The following is a 13,842-nucleotide window of genomic DNA, read 5'->3' on the forward strand; positions in this document are numbered from 1 at the left end:
TCGCATAACAATAGTCTAATGATTAATCTGACATCAAATTCACTTAAAATCACACATTTCTTCTCAAATTATCACCGTACTATAACAATTTTCAATATTCGTTGTTTGGTAATAAAAACGATTTTATTTCTTTTATTTTTAACAAACTTTAAGCCAAATCGTCTATGTCTGAAAATTTTTATCACAAACCCTTCAGATTTAAGTCCGTTTTTTCGGGCAGTGGCCTTCAGCCAACCGACCTGGGTAAATCGATTTCTAACCACATAGAGCTAATTATTTTTACTCGGTTTGGAGAACATAGGTTCAACAACGATTTTGGGTGCGAGATATGGGACCTTGACTTTGAATTAATTGTAAGCGAAAGTATCTGGGAGGAAAAATTCCGCAAATCGTTACTAAAATCGATTACCGACTATGAGTTTAGAATATATAACACTTCCGTTGAAGTGCACATTACCGAGGTAGAAAATGTATATCCGTTACGTAAGATAACCGAGATCAAAAAGAAAGTAGATATTAGTGTAAGGGCACTAATAAAAACCACTGGAGAAAAATACTTTTTTAATACCGCTTTATTTCTTAGTCCATTATCAACCTAAAATTAAAACGCTCAAAATATTCTACACATGAAACCAGTTTTTTATTCATCAAAAGATGAAATCAGGAATAGAATTCTAAAAAATGCCGAAGATTTTTGGAATGTTAAAGACAGTAACGATTTTGATCCACTTGTAAAGCTGATCATTGATGCCCTAAGCAATGAGCTTTTTAATGTATCCAATGATGTAAAAAACCTGGAGAATAGAATCTTCGATAAAATTAGCCGCATCCTTGCGCCGGATCATTTAACCTCATCGTTACCCGCCCATGCCATCATCCATGCCCGTGCTATTGAAGAAGAGGACTATCTATCGCCATATACCCAGTTTGCTTTTAAGAAAAATATCCTGCAGGAAAACGATAAGGCTAAAAAAACAGATATTTTCTTTAGCCCTTTACACACTGTAAAAGTTAAAAATGCAGCTATAAAATACATTGCCACCGGAACTACACTCTTTAATGTAGAACACATGAGCAAACAGCCTGTGCTCAATACATTGCCTGGTTTTTCATTAGAAAAAAATACCCTGTACATTGGTTTTACCGGGATAAAGAACTGGATGGATTTTAATAAACTGAACTTATTTTTCGATTGGAAGAATTATTCAGTACCAGAAAACACTTACGACCTGTTATCGCTGGGTAAATGGTTCTATAAAGACAACGAAATTACGGCTTATACGGAAAGGTTTATGGATGAGCCTTTAACAGGTAAAATAGAAGCACCATTTCATCACAAACAGTTGCTTAATCTGGTTAAGGCAGATGTTTTACAGTTTTACAACAATAGATTTATTACGCTTGGCGATCTTAATGATTTCAATATTGATGACAGCCAGGAATTACCAGTTGCTTTTTCACACGTTTTTCAACCAAATGCGCTAAACCAGATTGACCCAAAAGTGAAATGGCTAAAGGTGGTTTTCCCCGCCGGCATTAACCAGGAAATGCTGAACGAACTTCATATCTATATTAATGCTTTTCCGGTGGTGAATAAAAAGCTAAGCCAGATTAAACACCGGCTTAAAACCATGAATAATATCATTCCGATTAAAACCGAGGCAATGGACCAGATGCTTGCCGTAGAAAATCTGAAAGACAACAAAGGCAAAAGCTATAATGAAATCCCTTACACCAATGAGAATGATAAGGGGGATGGTTCGTTCTCGATCAGATACGGCGGCACGGAGCGTTTCGATACCAGAAATGCAAAAGAACTGGTCGATTATCTGTTTGAACTGCTCCGGGATGAGAAAGCCTCATTCTCTGCCTATGGACCTGATTTTTTAAGTACAATTCTTAAAAATTTAGAACAAAATATAGCCCTTATCGAACAAAAGAGCCGTTCGGCTTTAAAAGACATCAAAGAGTTACCTAGCTATATTGTATTAAAACCAATTGACGATGCCGATATTTTATTTCTGGATATATGGGTAACACAGGCGGAAGAAGCCAACCACATCAATGCTGGCAGCCGACTAGCACTATACGAAAACAATAAGGTAAATGCAGAAAGTATTTTTTTGCTGAGTCAGACCAAAGGAGGCCGATCGAAGTTAAATGCCACGAACAGCGTGCAGGCCTATAAATACGGGTTAACCACGGCAGACCGGATTATTACGAAAGCAGATGTGATTAATTTTTGCCGTTACGAACTGGGCAATAAGTTAAAAGCCGTTACCCTGGCTAAAGGCATTATTATGGATAACAAGCCAAATGCAGGCTTTATTAAAACGACAGATATTATCATCGAACCTGCAGACAACCTTCAACTTAGTACACAAGATTGGGACGAACTTTTAAGTCTTACCCTGGCGAAATTAAAATTAAGAAGTACGATGAATGTGCATTATCGGTTAATGTTGAAGCCGGCATTGTATAGGGCGTTGTAATAATAGGTGCCACATTTCTATCCGATTGCAATCGGATTGAACGCCGTGTAACGGAGAGGTTTGCATAGATGGATCTCGCTTCCGAATTACATCCCACTTGATATTTATGCATTGCGAAGGCATCGATCGTATAGAACGGCTTTGTACTCATCAATGACGACCTCCGGCAGTTTTAATATATTTTTAAAGATAAACCGTGTAACCTAAATAAGCACGTTCACCATCTGCACTCAATACCGTTTCCTGTAAATCAGGTGCAGTAAGGAGTTCAACATCAACCTCAGCATCTACAGGCATTAAATAGCTTATGGCCATATCCAAAATGGCCCTGTTTTTTTGTCCTGGAATAAAACTGACCAACTCTTGTGGAGAAGTTGGGCCGATATTAATATTAAAAGATTCATTTTCCGGCGTAAAACTATCTCCTATAATGGTATCGATACCCAATGCCCCCGAACCCAATTCAACCTGTAGGTGGTCTGCAATTTTTATCGGCTTAACATGAGCTGTGGCATTTACAATAGCGATTGGCAAATTAAATAATGCGGTAAGCACCTTGGAAACAAAATCGATATCGTTTCTCTTCTGTTGAATTTCAGGCAACAGGTGCATCCAAATGATGCTCTGCTCCTTGTTTAGCAGGTTAAATTCGTCCCATCCGAATTCAAAGATCCGGCTTAAATCAGAATAGGTTGTTTTTTTATCGAGCATGTTTTCATACAGCTCGGTCATGATTCTTACATGGTTAATTTCGGCATCAAATGGCGTAAAAAATAACCGTGCCTGTTTTTCTTCCTCCCTCCGTTCTCTGATATCCTTAATCATGGATTCTTCATCCATACCCGCACTACCCGTTGGCGGCCGGTGGAAAAGCCCTTCGGGAAGCATATCGTATAAACCTTCCCTATTGGTGCTGATACGGATACGATCTTGCCTTCTTTTTTCGGAATAATAAACGCTGGTATTTTCAATGTCTTTTGCAAAAGCCCGTTTATCAGGTCCTAAGGGGATAATTTCAAGACGATCGGCTGCAATAACATCACGTTCTATCAAATCGGCGGCATGAGCCACCGCCTTGTAATCCGTAAAGAGTTCGTTATTAATAAAAGTTTCGTTTTTCATGTAAACTTTAAGCTTGCAGTTTTGTTATAGGATTGATTTTTAGTATCGAAAAAAATAAGAACCATATCAAATACGAAAGATACTATATTTGTAGTACATCACATCTATAAAAAATTAATGGACGTTAAATCATTTTTTATTCGCTTTCTTCTGTTTCCGCTGATCTTTATGGTCTCAACGGCGGTACTCTCTGTCATCAACAAAAAGAACCAGTTTCTAAATAACAAAAAACTCATTGTAAGTGTTCTGATCATCGGCATTATTTTAGCCATTCCGGGCTTTTTGGGCTTCCTCAATTTTAATTTTATGCCCTGGGGCTACATTATATGCTGCATTTTCTATATTTTAATGGGTGTAGTGTTTGTTTATTTACTGACGAAGTATTATCCGAAGGATTTGCTGGAACGTAAATTATTTATCTTTTTCGCCACCTTGGTTGCGGCCATTTTATCAGTCTATTTATATCAGCTCGCCTTTAATTGGTTAAGCTCAGTAAATTTTGGCTGGTTTGGTGCGGGCAGCATTGCCTGTTTCTTTGTACCGCTTCTTTTCTGGTGGGCCTATGTTTCGCTGTTGAGCATTCCTTCAGAAATCTACAAAATATGGAAGTATCCTGATACCCCGCTGGACATCAATATGGACCATGTAGATTTCAACAGACTTTTGGTGCTGGAGTTAGAGCTCTATAAAAGAAGCACCGATCCTGAACCATTAAAAGTGAAGGTTAAAGCTGTAGAAAACATGAACTTTGGCATCTGGTTTCATAAGTTTATTGACGATTACAACCTGAAGTTTGCCAAAAGTCCGGTGGAGTTCAGAAGCGAAGACCAGGAGAATTATAAATGGATTTTTTTTATTAAAACTTCCTTTTTTAAACGCAATATCTTCATAGATCCCGATCTGGATATCATTGAAAACGGCATTACAGAGAAAATGACCATTTACGCTAAACGCGTATCAGAAAACGTAAATAAGCCTAACGAAGTTGGCGAAAGTGCTATCTTTATCTAATCTATAAAAAACATCTACCATGATAAAGCCGCTTAAATATAAATCCATCAACTGGATTAATGGCATGAAGCTGTCCAGTGATCATTTTACAGTAAGTGATCTCTATTTGCAGGATTTTGTGAGAGATGCCGTATCGCTACAGCTCAATAACAGCAATTACGGATTTTTACCTCCATTTGCTGGTTATAAAAGTTCGCACGACATCGAAATTATCGAAAAAGCAACCAATCATATCGAAATCAGAGTGAGGTATTGTAATGCGGTTACCCCCGAGGGCTGCCACATTGATATTACACAATCTGATAATATGGATACGCTGGTGCACAACCATTATTTTGGCCAGTCAGAACCACGCAACTATGTTATTCTGTTGGTTGTGAGTCCTTTTAACCGGGTACCAACAGGCACGCCAAACCCTGAAGAAAGCCCGATCCGCTATCCGGAGCTTACTAAAAGTTATTCGATTACCGTTTTACCAGAAAGCGAAGTGCGTTCGCAAACCGCCGACAGCTATTTTTTAACGATCGGTCAGGTTTATTACGAGAATGGAAGATTGTCCATCAATAATAGTTATATCCCGCCGAGCTCAACCATAACCAGTCACCCGGCATTAATTCGATATTACGAATCTTTCAGTGTTTTATTAAACGATCTGCAGCTGGCGGCTTTCAAAATTGTCGACAAGACAGGAGGGCGTGATAATATTACTCCGCTGGGCAAAAACATCCGTCTGATTTCTGAAAAAATTGTGGATTACATTGCCGGCTTATTTTACGAATACAGAAACATTGCACACCGTGAATCGCCCGTTGTTTTAACCGGTTATTTCTCCAGTCTGGCACATATCTTTTTTACCGCCATCAAACTGATTGATCCGCGTGAACGGGAAGAACTGCTCAAATATTTTTACGAGTGGAAAGATGTTACGCCTGGAAATTTTGAAGAGCTTTTGGCCAAAACCATCGAGTTGGTTTATGATCACAAACAGATTAACAACAGCATGGTAATGGTTAGCGAGTTTATGAACGTATTGGTAGCACTTTGGAATAAATTAAGTGGATTAGAATACATTGGCCAGCGTAAGGAAAATATCGTGGTTGCCGAACAGCAAGTGGTACAACAGGTACAGGCCAGAAAAACCTGGACATTGCTGGATTAAAATATTTCTCGGAGTAAATTTTAGAACGGAGCTGTACCCCTTAAATTGGGTACAGCTTTTTTATTGACTTAAACTCAGCAGGCCTAATCGAAAGCAACTTGATCTGCCCCTGAGATTTTACCAATATGACATGCACATTTACCTCCAGTTACTTTAATAACAACAGATTTTGTTTGCTGAGTATCTACAGAAGTACCTGTTATTTTTAAATCATCGCCCTGTTCAGATAAGTCAGGTTTATTTAAGTCATCGACAACAATAAATACACCTTTCGTAGTGCTCGTGGAGATACTAGAATTAGCCGTTATCCGCTTTCCTGTTCGCTGGTTGATTACATTGAAATCCTTTACCTCAGCACCAGCACCTTTATTATCTACAAATTTAATCATTACCGAAACAAATTCCTCAGTACAGATTTTAGACCCATAATCAGATGTTGCTTTATTTTTTTTACAGTTTAGTAAGGCAATGCTTACCAACAATACGAGCATTATTTTTTTCATCATATATTTTTTTAAGCAAAAACGACAAAACTTATTAAAACGCTACAGGGTACGTTAGGATGAGCATATACAAAAAGAAACAGCAACACAATTAAAAACTACAAAAACACAAAACTAAGAATACAAACAAGTATAAACATTTGTATAATAAATTTGCTGATTATTAGCTATCTATCGCATCTGGATACACTTATTTTGCTTTCCTAACCAATATATATTTCATTATGAAAAAACAAAATTCATTAACAGGTGTAACCAGGAAGGTTACTTTTATTGCAGCTGCAACCTTGTTGTTTGCAGGCATTGCAGGTTTAACAGGCTGTAAAAAAAATGAAAAGATGGAGCCAGAGGCTGTCAGTGCTTTACCTCCTTCAAATAAAGCTGTCACCACGGTAGAATCCTATCAATCAGGCACAAATAACGGCTTTTTCTGGTCTCTTTGGAAGAGTGACGGCGCAACCGGCACCGTTAACTATGCCAATGGTAGCGGTGGAAATTACAGTGTGAACTGGAATGGATTTAACGGTAATTTTACCTGCGGTAAAGGTTATTCAGTAGGATCGCCAACCTACAAGATAGGATATAACCTGGGCGCCTATTCAAATTCGGGTGGCGGCACTTTTGGCTGGTACGGATGGAGCAGAAGCCCTTATTATGAGTATTATGTAAATGAAACCTGGGGTGCAGTTTCACCACACGATGGTACTTATTTAGGCACATTTGAAACGGATGGTGCAGGTTATAACGTATGGACCAGATGGATGACAGGTAAAAATATCGACGGTGGCGACGGTTTCAGGCAGATTTACAGCTCAAGGGTTACAAAGACATCTACCGGACAAAATCATACCATTACTTTTGCCAATCACTATAACAAATGGCAAAGTTTAGGATATACCCTTGGTCAGTTAAACATTCCAGCTATTATGGTTTCGGAAACATGGGGCTCAAATACAAATGGTAACATTAATTGCACCATTTGGGCACAATAAAATATTTGTTTAATCACTTTATGTAACATACTGCCCGACTGTAAATCGGGCAGTATATTGTACAGCTATTTTTGTCCACTTACGTGGATTGATGACGCTTAAATATTATTTAACAAAGATTATCATGAGAACCATACTTTGCTTTGCTGTCTGCATTTCCATCCTATCCGCCTGCAATTCGTCAAAACCTAAAAGTGGGAATGGAAATAAAAATTCAATAAACGGAAAATGGCATCGGTTTTCGACCGCGAATGGCTATAGTGAATTTGATATCGATTCGCAATCTGTAGTTTTCTATAACCAGAAAGTTGGCCGCTTCAAGCTTCCTTATAAAATAGAAAATGATTCTTTAAAATACCTTACCAAAGATTATGAAGCCAAGATTACAAATTATGGCGACTCTCTTCTTTTAGATGGAAATGATGGCACGCAAGCCGTTTTGCACCGATTTAAAGAACCGGATATTCCTTTTAAAGCCATCCCTGAAGAAAAGGATTCTTTATCATTTGCATTATACATCGCCGATTTCGACAAAAGATTGATCGGCGAGTTTGAAAAAGCCGGCATCAAGATTTCTAATGCAATGGAAAAACAGAACAGCCCTGCATACGAGGAATTGTTAAAAAAGAAAGCAGCAAGCAGGTGAACGATGTTTGACGGTCTTATAGAGCGCACTATTGAATGCTATTCCTAAATTCTTATCCGTCATCTTTTTTTTAATATGCCAATTTTGAGCTTTCCAGAAAATGAAAAAGCCTGTAAACATTTAATTTACAGGCTTTACTTGAATAAACTTTTTTTTTTGCGGAATGGACGGGACTCGAAAACCTGCCATATATCTTTGATAATAAGGTTTTTAAAAAATTTAACAACAGCTAGCTCACTAAATGCTCACCAATATTTTGCAACTATTTGACTGTAATTGACAATCAAATATAAGAACTATATAAATATATAATCATAAGGTGCTACTAAAATTAACTAATTTAACAGATGATTAATGTGCAAATTTTATGCAAACTTTGCAAAATATTTTGTGATATCGACTTGATAGGCCGGTATTGCACGAAAGATTAATTTTTACCCTCTGCCTAAAGGAAGTTGGGTTCCGACTCGAATCCCAGTTTTTTTAAAACCTCCGTGATTAGTCGTTCCTGTTTGGCAATGTCGATAAATGCTTCCACAAGGTAATTATGATCTATTATTATATTATATGCAAAACCGCGAACGCTCCCGCTCTTTTAAACTCCCCAATATAAAACAATTCAACTTCCAAAGAAAAAATAACAACCTCTAACTATCTCATACTGATTTCAACCGTGAGTTGAAGTCCATGCATATTAGGCATTCTCAAATCGGTAAGATATACGTTTGGACTAATGTTGGAGTGCTCTTAAAGTTCCAGAATTTCATTCCCATCACTGGTGCACAAACCAATTCATTTGAACGCTTCCGCCAATTCACTAAATAAAAACAAGCAAACTTCACAACAATTTTATTTCCGCTGGAACGGGGCCATTCTAGGCTGGTTATCCAATGTGGCGACCTAAGCAAAAACTTTAAAGGTTGATGCAAAAGGCCTTTATGATTTTAACAATTTAATTCACAGCCCTCAAAACTCTGCTTTAAGGTATAACGCAAATTTAATCGTTCTGCAATTTTGCTCTACTGTAATATTCTTAATGCATTTTGGTTCAACAAAATTTTAGTTGCATATGTGGTGCAATAGTGTTATCGCTTTTATAGGAGGTAAATAAAATTAGGATGTTGGTAGTTCATGCTCTCATAGCACTATAATTAATTGACCTTGTATCTCATTAGCTAAACTGTCAGTCTATTCTGGTTTATCCACTGACAATATTTGCTTTTTAGTAAATAGATCGACCAACCCAACCCTAACAATATTTGTATTGCATTGCCTTAATGGTATCCAGAGGAAAAAAAATCACACTAAGGATTTATTATACCGTCTAGCTGCATGTACCTTTTCCCGTTCTTTTCAGGTATAGATTTACTATCATTATCAATAACCATAACTTTGGGAATACTGCTTTGAAGGCCAAACCACCTGGGAAGACCGTCTCCATTTGGATTACCGCTTTTTATAAAGTTTACCAGGTAAGACTGAAAGACTTTTGAAGTTTCAAAATCTTCACTCTCCCATTTATAACTCTTATTTAGATTGAGATTTCCAAGGGCATACTCAATATCCGAAGCATGTACCGCGCCCATGACATCTGCATTGTGAGCCCCCTGTCCGATAAAAGTTGGACGTTTTCTAGAGAACAAATATCGATAAACAGGATACCCGTTTGTTTTACTATGCACATCAATCCATTTCCATGTAGAATAGGAAATAAAGCGATCACTAGCAAGTTCAGTCGCCAACTGTGCGACCTGTTCATCTGCAGTTGCCGGATACAGTGCCACTATTTCTTTGCTCTTGGAAGTAAAGAGCTTTTCCACTCCGGCCTTATAATTTTCAGCTGTAGGTTTCTGATTGGAAAGAATAGTATTCATACTTCGCTCTGCTGTATTCCATCCAGCCAGAAGTGGTACATCCATCTGACGACCGTAGCTGTAGGTAATAAGTGGTTGTTCTACAAAAAAGTAACCGTCTATTGTTAGGGGAAACCAGTAATCTTTTGAGCGCTTTAAAAGCTCATTAGTGGGAATTTTTCGCAACTCATCAATGCTACTTGCTCCGCAAGCTTTGGCGAATTCCTCCCCTATCTTCTCCGCATTTGCTAAACTCACAGGTGGCTCAAACCCTAACACTGACCCGCTTTGTCCTATTGCCCCATGAAAAAGTCCTTTTGAAAGTGGTGAACACATTTGGGCAGAAACCGACATAGAACCCGCAGATTCTCCAGCAATGGTGATCTGATCTGGATTTCCTCCAAAAGCTGAAATATTGCGCTTCACCCAGCGCAGCGCTTCATTCTGATCCTGCAAACCGTAGTTACCAGAGCTTCCTCGTTTACTTTCTTTGGACAGGCTGGGATGCGCTAAGAATCCAAAAACACTTAACCTGTAATTTATAGTGATAAAAATAACTCCCTTGCTCGCCATGCTTTCTCCATCATACCTAGGCTCTGATCCATCCCCGCTGGAAAACCCTCCTCCATGAAAGTACACCACTATTGGCAAGGACTTACCATCCGCTACCTGAGGTTTCCAGATATTAAGATACAGGCAATCTTCACTTTCTTCGGCGCTTCTAAAAACCATGTCATCATAACTGTTGCGCTGAGGAGACCTGGAACCAAAAGCCACCGCGTTTTTTATCCCGTCCCACTTCTTTTTTGGAACTGGTGAACGCCATCTGAGCCCACCAAGGGGGGCTTCGGCGTAAGGAATACCCTTGAAAGCTACCACAGAGCCGGACAAAATAGCGCCCCTGATTTTCCCTTCCTTAAGGGTGACCAAAGTTTCATCACCTTTTACAATTTTGCTCTGAGCGAAAGCGTGGCTTACTGAAAATAAGAGCAGCAGCAGCGTAGTATATTTTTTTATTGTAATCATAATCACCAGATATGGGTCGTTGAAGACCCTTTATTTACAGTGTAAGAAAAAGACTGACCTCCCTCAACGACTTTGACCGTTTGTGGTTCAGTCGAATTGTTAGAGACGATAAGCACCCGTTTTCCCTCCGGGGTTAAAAAGGCTACATTACTAACCTTTGAGGTTAGGGTGCTCTCGATTCTCGATGATCCAAAGGGAATAAATTTGGATGCATGCGCAATAACATAATAGGCAAGGTTCCGCTCGACTTTATCTCCATCTATGGTCACCGCTCCCTGACATATTGAACAGCCGCCATTGTCTGTATGCGGGTTATATTTAGGATCCGCCGCGAGGTTCCAAAGAATCACATTTTTACTCCAATTCCGTAAAGCACCGATGAGGATCCTTCCAACAGGATAAGCGGTATTGAAACCACCATCCTTGCTTACAGCCATCATTTCAGTAAAATATATGTTTTTATCGGGGAAGGCATCATGTACTTTGCCCATCGCAGAAGTCTGACCGGCATATAAATGAAATCCTGAACCATCAATGTAGCTTGCTGCTTGTCTGTCTGCCAATATTGAAATGGGATATTCCGGGGCATCACAATTATGGTCGTAAAGAACAATTTTAGTTTTTATACCTGCTCGTTTAAAGGCAGGTCCAAGATGATCGCGGATAAAACGAAGCGCTTCTTTGGCCAAAAACTGCATACTGGGGGTATTGCCATCATTGAATGGTTCATTTTGAATGGTCACCGCGTCAATCGCAATTCCGTGGCTTTTCATCGCCTGGATGTATTTCACAAAGTAATTAGCATAAGTGCTATAATACTTATCCATTAATCTTCCACCCTGAACATTCTGGTTTGACTTCATCCATACCGGGGCGGACCATGGAGAACCCATAATTTTTATTTTTGGGGATATCGCTAAAATTTCCTTTAAGACAGGCACTACATCTTTTTCATCCTGCGACAAGGAAAAATGCTTTAACTCCGCATCAGTTTCCCCTACTTTGAGGTCATCGTAGGAAAAGACATATTCATTCAGATCTGATGCCCCGATGCTCACTCGAAGATAACTAATCCCCACCTGCCCAGGTCCATTTCCAAAAAGTTCACTGAGAAGCTTCTTTCTTTGCGGAGCAGACATGCGAATGATGTGCTGCGCACTACCACCTGTCAGCGCAAAACCAAACCCATCAACAGATTGATATTTTTTTGCTGCATTGATGTTAATGATTTCTGCTTGCCCAGCTCCTCGCTCAAAATTGTTCATTTTTGATAACAGCATCATTTTATCATTGCTGGTCTCCCAACCTTCGGCTTTGAGTTGTGCATGAAGCAAAAAGGGAAAAGTATTGATTAAAATTAGAAGAAGCGCAAGCTTAAACGCATTAATAGACTGGGGGTATCTGGACATAAAGGTATACTTGGTTTACACAAATTTAAGCTCCAGGTTATCCTTTTTTTAATAGGATTTTAACAATTTATAATGTTTTGAGTCCGAAGACCACCAATTTAACCAACAAATCCTAACCCCTTAGTAATCATCAAAACGGTTATTCCTTTTGCAAACTTTCCAGTTCCGGGATTTCCAGGATAAGCCTTGACAATTAGTTCTCTCTTAAGGCCGAGCTTAGATTGTTTCAGCTGGGATTAACTTTTTAATATACACTCACTCTCAAGGACCTAATTAAACTGCGCCCCTGCATATTTGAATTTAGCAATTAGCCTGATGCAATTATTATTTTTCTCTGGCCGCCCTCATCGAACTTAAGCTATCATTTCAAATCTATTGAGCAGCTCTAAACAGGCCCTGCTATTATGATATGGGCATTTCCATAATCCGGCTTTGTCTTCTCCAGCCATCAAACTGCCATCTTCTTTTCTGCCCCAAAACCATTCGCCGTTGGTTTTATCGATGAGGTGAGTAGTGGTATAGTTCCAGATTTTATTAAAATGCTCAAGAAATCTTTCATCTTTAGAAATCTGGAAAGCGTTATATAACCCTACCATGGCTTCGGCTTGTACCCACCAATGTTTTTCTGCAATCAGGTGATGGCTTTCTGGATTAAATTCATATACCATAGCATCTTTATCAATACCCTCTATCGCTGCTGTACTGATTTTAAGGGCCAACTGCTCAAATTCGGTAATAAGTTCAACCTCTTTTATCGCTTCAGCTGCTTCGAGCAATAACCAGGAAGCTTCAATATCATGCCCGTAAGAAATAGCCTCGGACTTAGACTCCCAATATTCATTGAAGAACAGTCCTAAATGGCCGTTAGGTTTTAAAATATGCCTGCGAAAAACCTCCAGTAGCTTTATGATCTTTATTTTAAGGCCTTCGTCAGGCCACAAGGTATATAGCAAACTGTAGGCCTCCAGAATATGCAGATGGGTGTTCATTGTTTTTTTTTCATTCGCATCCTTATCACTCAGGCGCAGATCATCTAACTGCGTCCAGTCCCTGGCAAAAGCTTCAAAATATCCCAGCTCATTTATATCATAACTATATTTTTCGATATCAGCATATAAGGATTTAGCGAGAGTCAAAGCATTTTCATCACCACTGGCCTTAGAATAGGCGGCAAGGCCATAAATGGTAAATGCAATGGCATAGATTTGTTTTTTTTTATCTTTCGAGTTTCCCTTAAAATCAACTGTCCAGTACACCCCGCCAAAACTGTAATCAATGAAATGGTTTTTTATGTATAGGTAGCTCCGCTCAGCGACTTCTAAATCCTCCTTTGAGCTGGTCCTTAAATAGGCGGCAGAAAAACTCCAGAGAATCCTTGCATTTAAAACTGAACCTTTATCAGCCCTAGAGATAATCTGCTCTGATTCATCAATCTGCCCGACAAAACCACCATACTCATTATCTATGCTGCGCTGTTTCCAGTAACGGAGTATGGCTTGTAGTTCGACCTCAATTTCTGAAGCGCTTGGAAGGGATGTAGCTGGCATAATCTGAAAATTTTAATTTGGCTAAAACTAACTGGACTGAGCTGATAAAACTAATATTTTTTTAACATAAACTGGTACTAAC

General features: G+C 38.9%; 11 protein-coding genes. 6 read left to right on the forward strand and 5 right to left on the reverse strand.

Translation table 11 applies throughout. From position 1 onward, the window contains the following. Positions 1-164 precede the first annotated feature (164 nt). Positions 165-599, forward strand: coding sequence for a GPW/gp25 family protein (locus ACIQXP_RS18580; protein WP_145857863.1), 435 nt, complete (start codon positions 165-167; stop codon positions 597-599). A gap of 27 nt (positions 600-626) precedes the next feature. Further along, positions 627-2,492 carry a hypothetical protein gene (locus ACIQXP_RS18585; RefSeq protein WP_387506672.1) on the forward strand — a complete coding sequence of 622 codons (1,866 nt, stop codon included), beginning with the start codon at positions 627-629 and terminating at the stop codon, positions 2,490-2,492. A 183-nt stretch (positions 2,493-2,675) separates the two neighbouring features. Here ACIQXP_RS18585 and ACIQXP_RS18590 read toward each other — a convergent pair whose 3' ends face one another. Further along, positions 2,676-3,614: a type VI secretion system baseplate subunit TssG gene (locus ACIQXP_RS18590; RefSeq protein WP_387506674.1), complete on the reverse strand. Its 939-nt coding sequence runs from the start codon at positions 3,612-3,614 to the stop codon at positions 2,676-2,678. A 117-nt stretch (positions 3,615-3,731) separates the two neighbouring features. On the opposite strand from ACIQXP_RS18590, the gene ACIQXP_RS18595 reads away from it, so the two are divergent. After that, positions 3,732-4,625, forward strand: a complete 894-nt coding sequence (locus tag ACIQXP_RS18595; RefSeq protein WP_145857868.1) for a TssN family type VI secretion system protein — start codon at positions 3,732-3,734, stop codon at positions 4,623-4,625. A gap of 19 nt (positions 4,626-4,644) precedes the next feature. Beyond that, a complete protein-coding gene (locus ACIQXP_RS18600) occupies positions 4,645-5,784 on the forward strand; it encodes a hypothetical protein (protein WP_387506678.1) in 1,140 nt (379 codons plus the stop codon). An 83-nt stretch (positions 5,785-5,867) separates the two neighbouring features. Here ACIQXP_RS18600 and ACIQXP_RS18605 read toward each other — a convergent pair whose 3' ends face one another. Further along, entirely contained in the window at positions 5,868-6,290 is a 423-nt protein-coding gene (locus ACIQXP_RS18605) for a hypothetical protein (protein ID WP_387506681.1), read from the reverse strand. Positions 6,291-6,511: 221 nt separating this feature from the next. Here ACIQXP_RS18605 and ACIQXP_RS18610 point away from each other — a divergent pair, with 221 nt between their 5' ends. Beyond that, on the forward strand, positions 6,512-7,279 hold the full coding sequence (locus ACIQXP_RS18610) for a glycoside hydrolase family 11 protein (protein ID WP_387506683.1): 768 nt from the start codon (positions 6,512-6,514) through the stop codon (positions 7,277-7,279). A gap of 124 nt (positions 7,280-7,403) precedes the next feature. Further along, positions 7,404-7,925 (forward strand): hypothetical protein, encoded by a 522-nt coding sequence (locus ACIQXP_RS18615; RefSeq protein WP_387506686.1) that lies wholly within the window; start codon positions 7,404-7,406, stop codon positions 7,923-7,925. 1,304 nt (positions 7,926-9,229) lie between these two features. On the opposite strand, the gene ACIQXP_RS18620 is transcribed toward ACIQXP_RS18615, so the two are convergent. The 3 genes from ACIQXP_RS18620 to ACIQXP_RS18630 form a co-directional block, all read right to left on the reverse strand. Next, on the reverse strand, positions 9,230-10,804 hold the full coding sequence (locus tag ACIQXP_RS18620) for a carboxylesterase/lipase family protein (RefSeq protein ID WP_211660315.1): 1,575 nt from the start codon (positions 10,802-10,804) through the stop codon (positions 9,230-9,232). Between the two features lie 2 nt (positions 10,805-10,806). Continuing rightward, the gene (locus ACIQXP_RS18625; RefSeq protein ID WP_387506688.1) at positions 10,807-12,138 is read right to left on the reverse strand and encodes a glycoside hydrolase family 30 protein; all 1,332 of its coding nucleotides are present in this window, start codon (positions 12,136-12,138) and stop codon (positions 10,807-10,809) included. A gap of 428 nt (positions 12,139-12,566) precedes the next feature. Further along, positions 12,567-13,760 carry an AGE family epimerase/isomerase gene (locus ACIQXP_RS18630; RefSeq protein WP_131538314.1) on the reverse strand — a complete coding sequence of 398 codons (1,194 nt, stop codon included), beginning with the start codon at positions 13,758-13,760 and terminating at the stop codon, positions 12,567-12,569. Between the last annotated feature and the right edge of the window lie 82 nt (positions 13,761-13,842).

Origin of the sequence: Pedobacter suwonensis, assembly GCF_044762335.1 — a bacterium.
Lineage (GTDB): Bacteria > Bacteroidota > Bacteroidia > Sphingobacteriales > Sphingobacteriaceae > Pedobacter.

What these genes read in the sequence shown, in the direction of transcription:
- ACIQXP_RS18580 (WP_145857863.1), top strand. Translation starts at nt 165, where the DNA reads ATGTCTGAAAATTTTTATCACAAACCCTTCAGATTTAAGTCCGTTTTT.
- ACIQXP_RS18585 (WP_387506672.1), top strand. Translation starts at nt 627, where the DNA reads ATGAAACCAGTTTTTTATTCATCAAAAGATGAAATCAGGAATAGAATT.
- ACIQXP_RS18590 (WP_387506674.1), bottom strand. Translation starts at nt 3,614, where the DNA reads ATGAAAAACGAAACTTTTATTAATAACGAACTCTTTACGGATTACAAG.
- ACIQXP_RS18595 (WP_145857868.1), top strand. Translation starts at nt 3,732, where the DNA reads ATGGACGTTAAATCATTTTTTATTCGCTTTCTTCTGTTTCCGCTGATC.
- ACIQXP_RS18600 (WP_387506678.1), top strand. Translation starts at nt 4,645, where the DNA reads ATGATAAAGCCGCTTAAATATAAATCCATCAACTGGATTAATGGCATG.
- ACIQXP_RS18605 (WP_387506681.1), bottom strand. Translation starts at nt 6,290, where the DNA reads ATGATGAAAAAAATAATGCTCGTATTGTTGGTAAGCATTGCCTTACTA.
- ACIQXP_RS18610 (WP_387506683.1), top strand. Translation starts at nt 6,512, where the DNA reads ATGAAAAAACAAAATTCATTAACAGGTGTAACCAGGAAGGTTACTTTT.
- ACIQXP_RS18615 (WP_387506686.1), top strand. Translation starts at nt 7,404, where the DNA reads ATGAGAACCATACTTTGCTTTGCTGTCTGCATTTCCATCCTATCCGCC.
- ACIQXP_RS18620 (WP_211660315.1), bottom strand. Translation starts at nt 10,804, where the DNA reads ATGATTACAATAAAAAAATATACTACGCTGCTGCTGCTCTTATTTTCA.
- ACIQXP_RS18630 (WP_131538314.1), bottom strand. Translation starts at nt 13,760, where the DNA reads ATGCCAGCTACATCCCTTCCAAGCGCTTCAGAAATTGAGGTCGAACTA.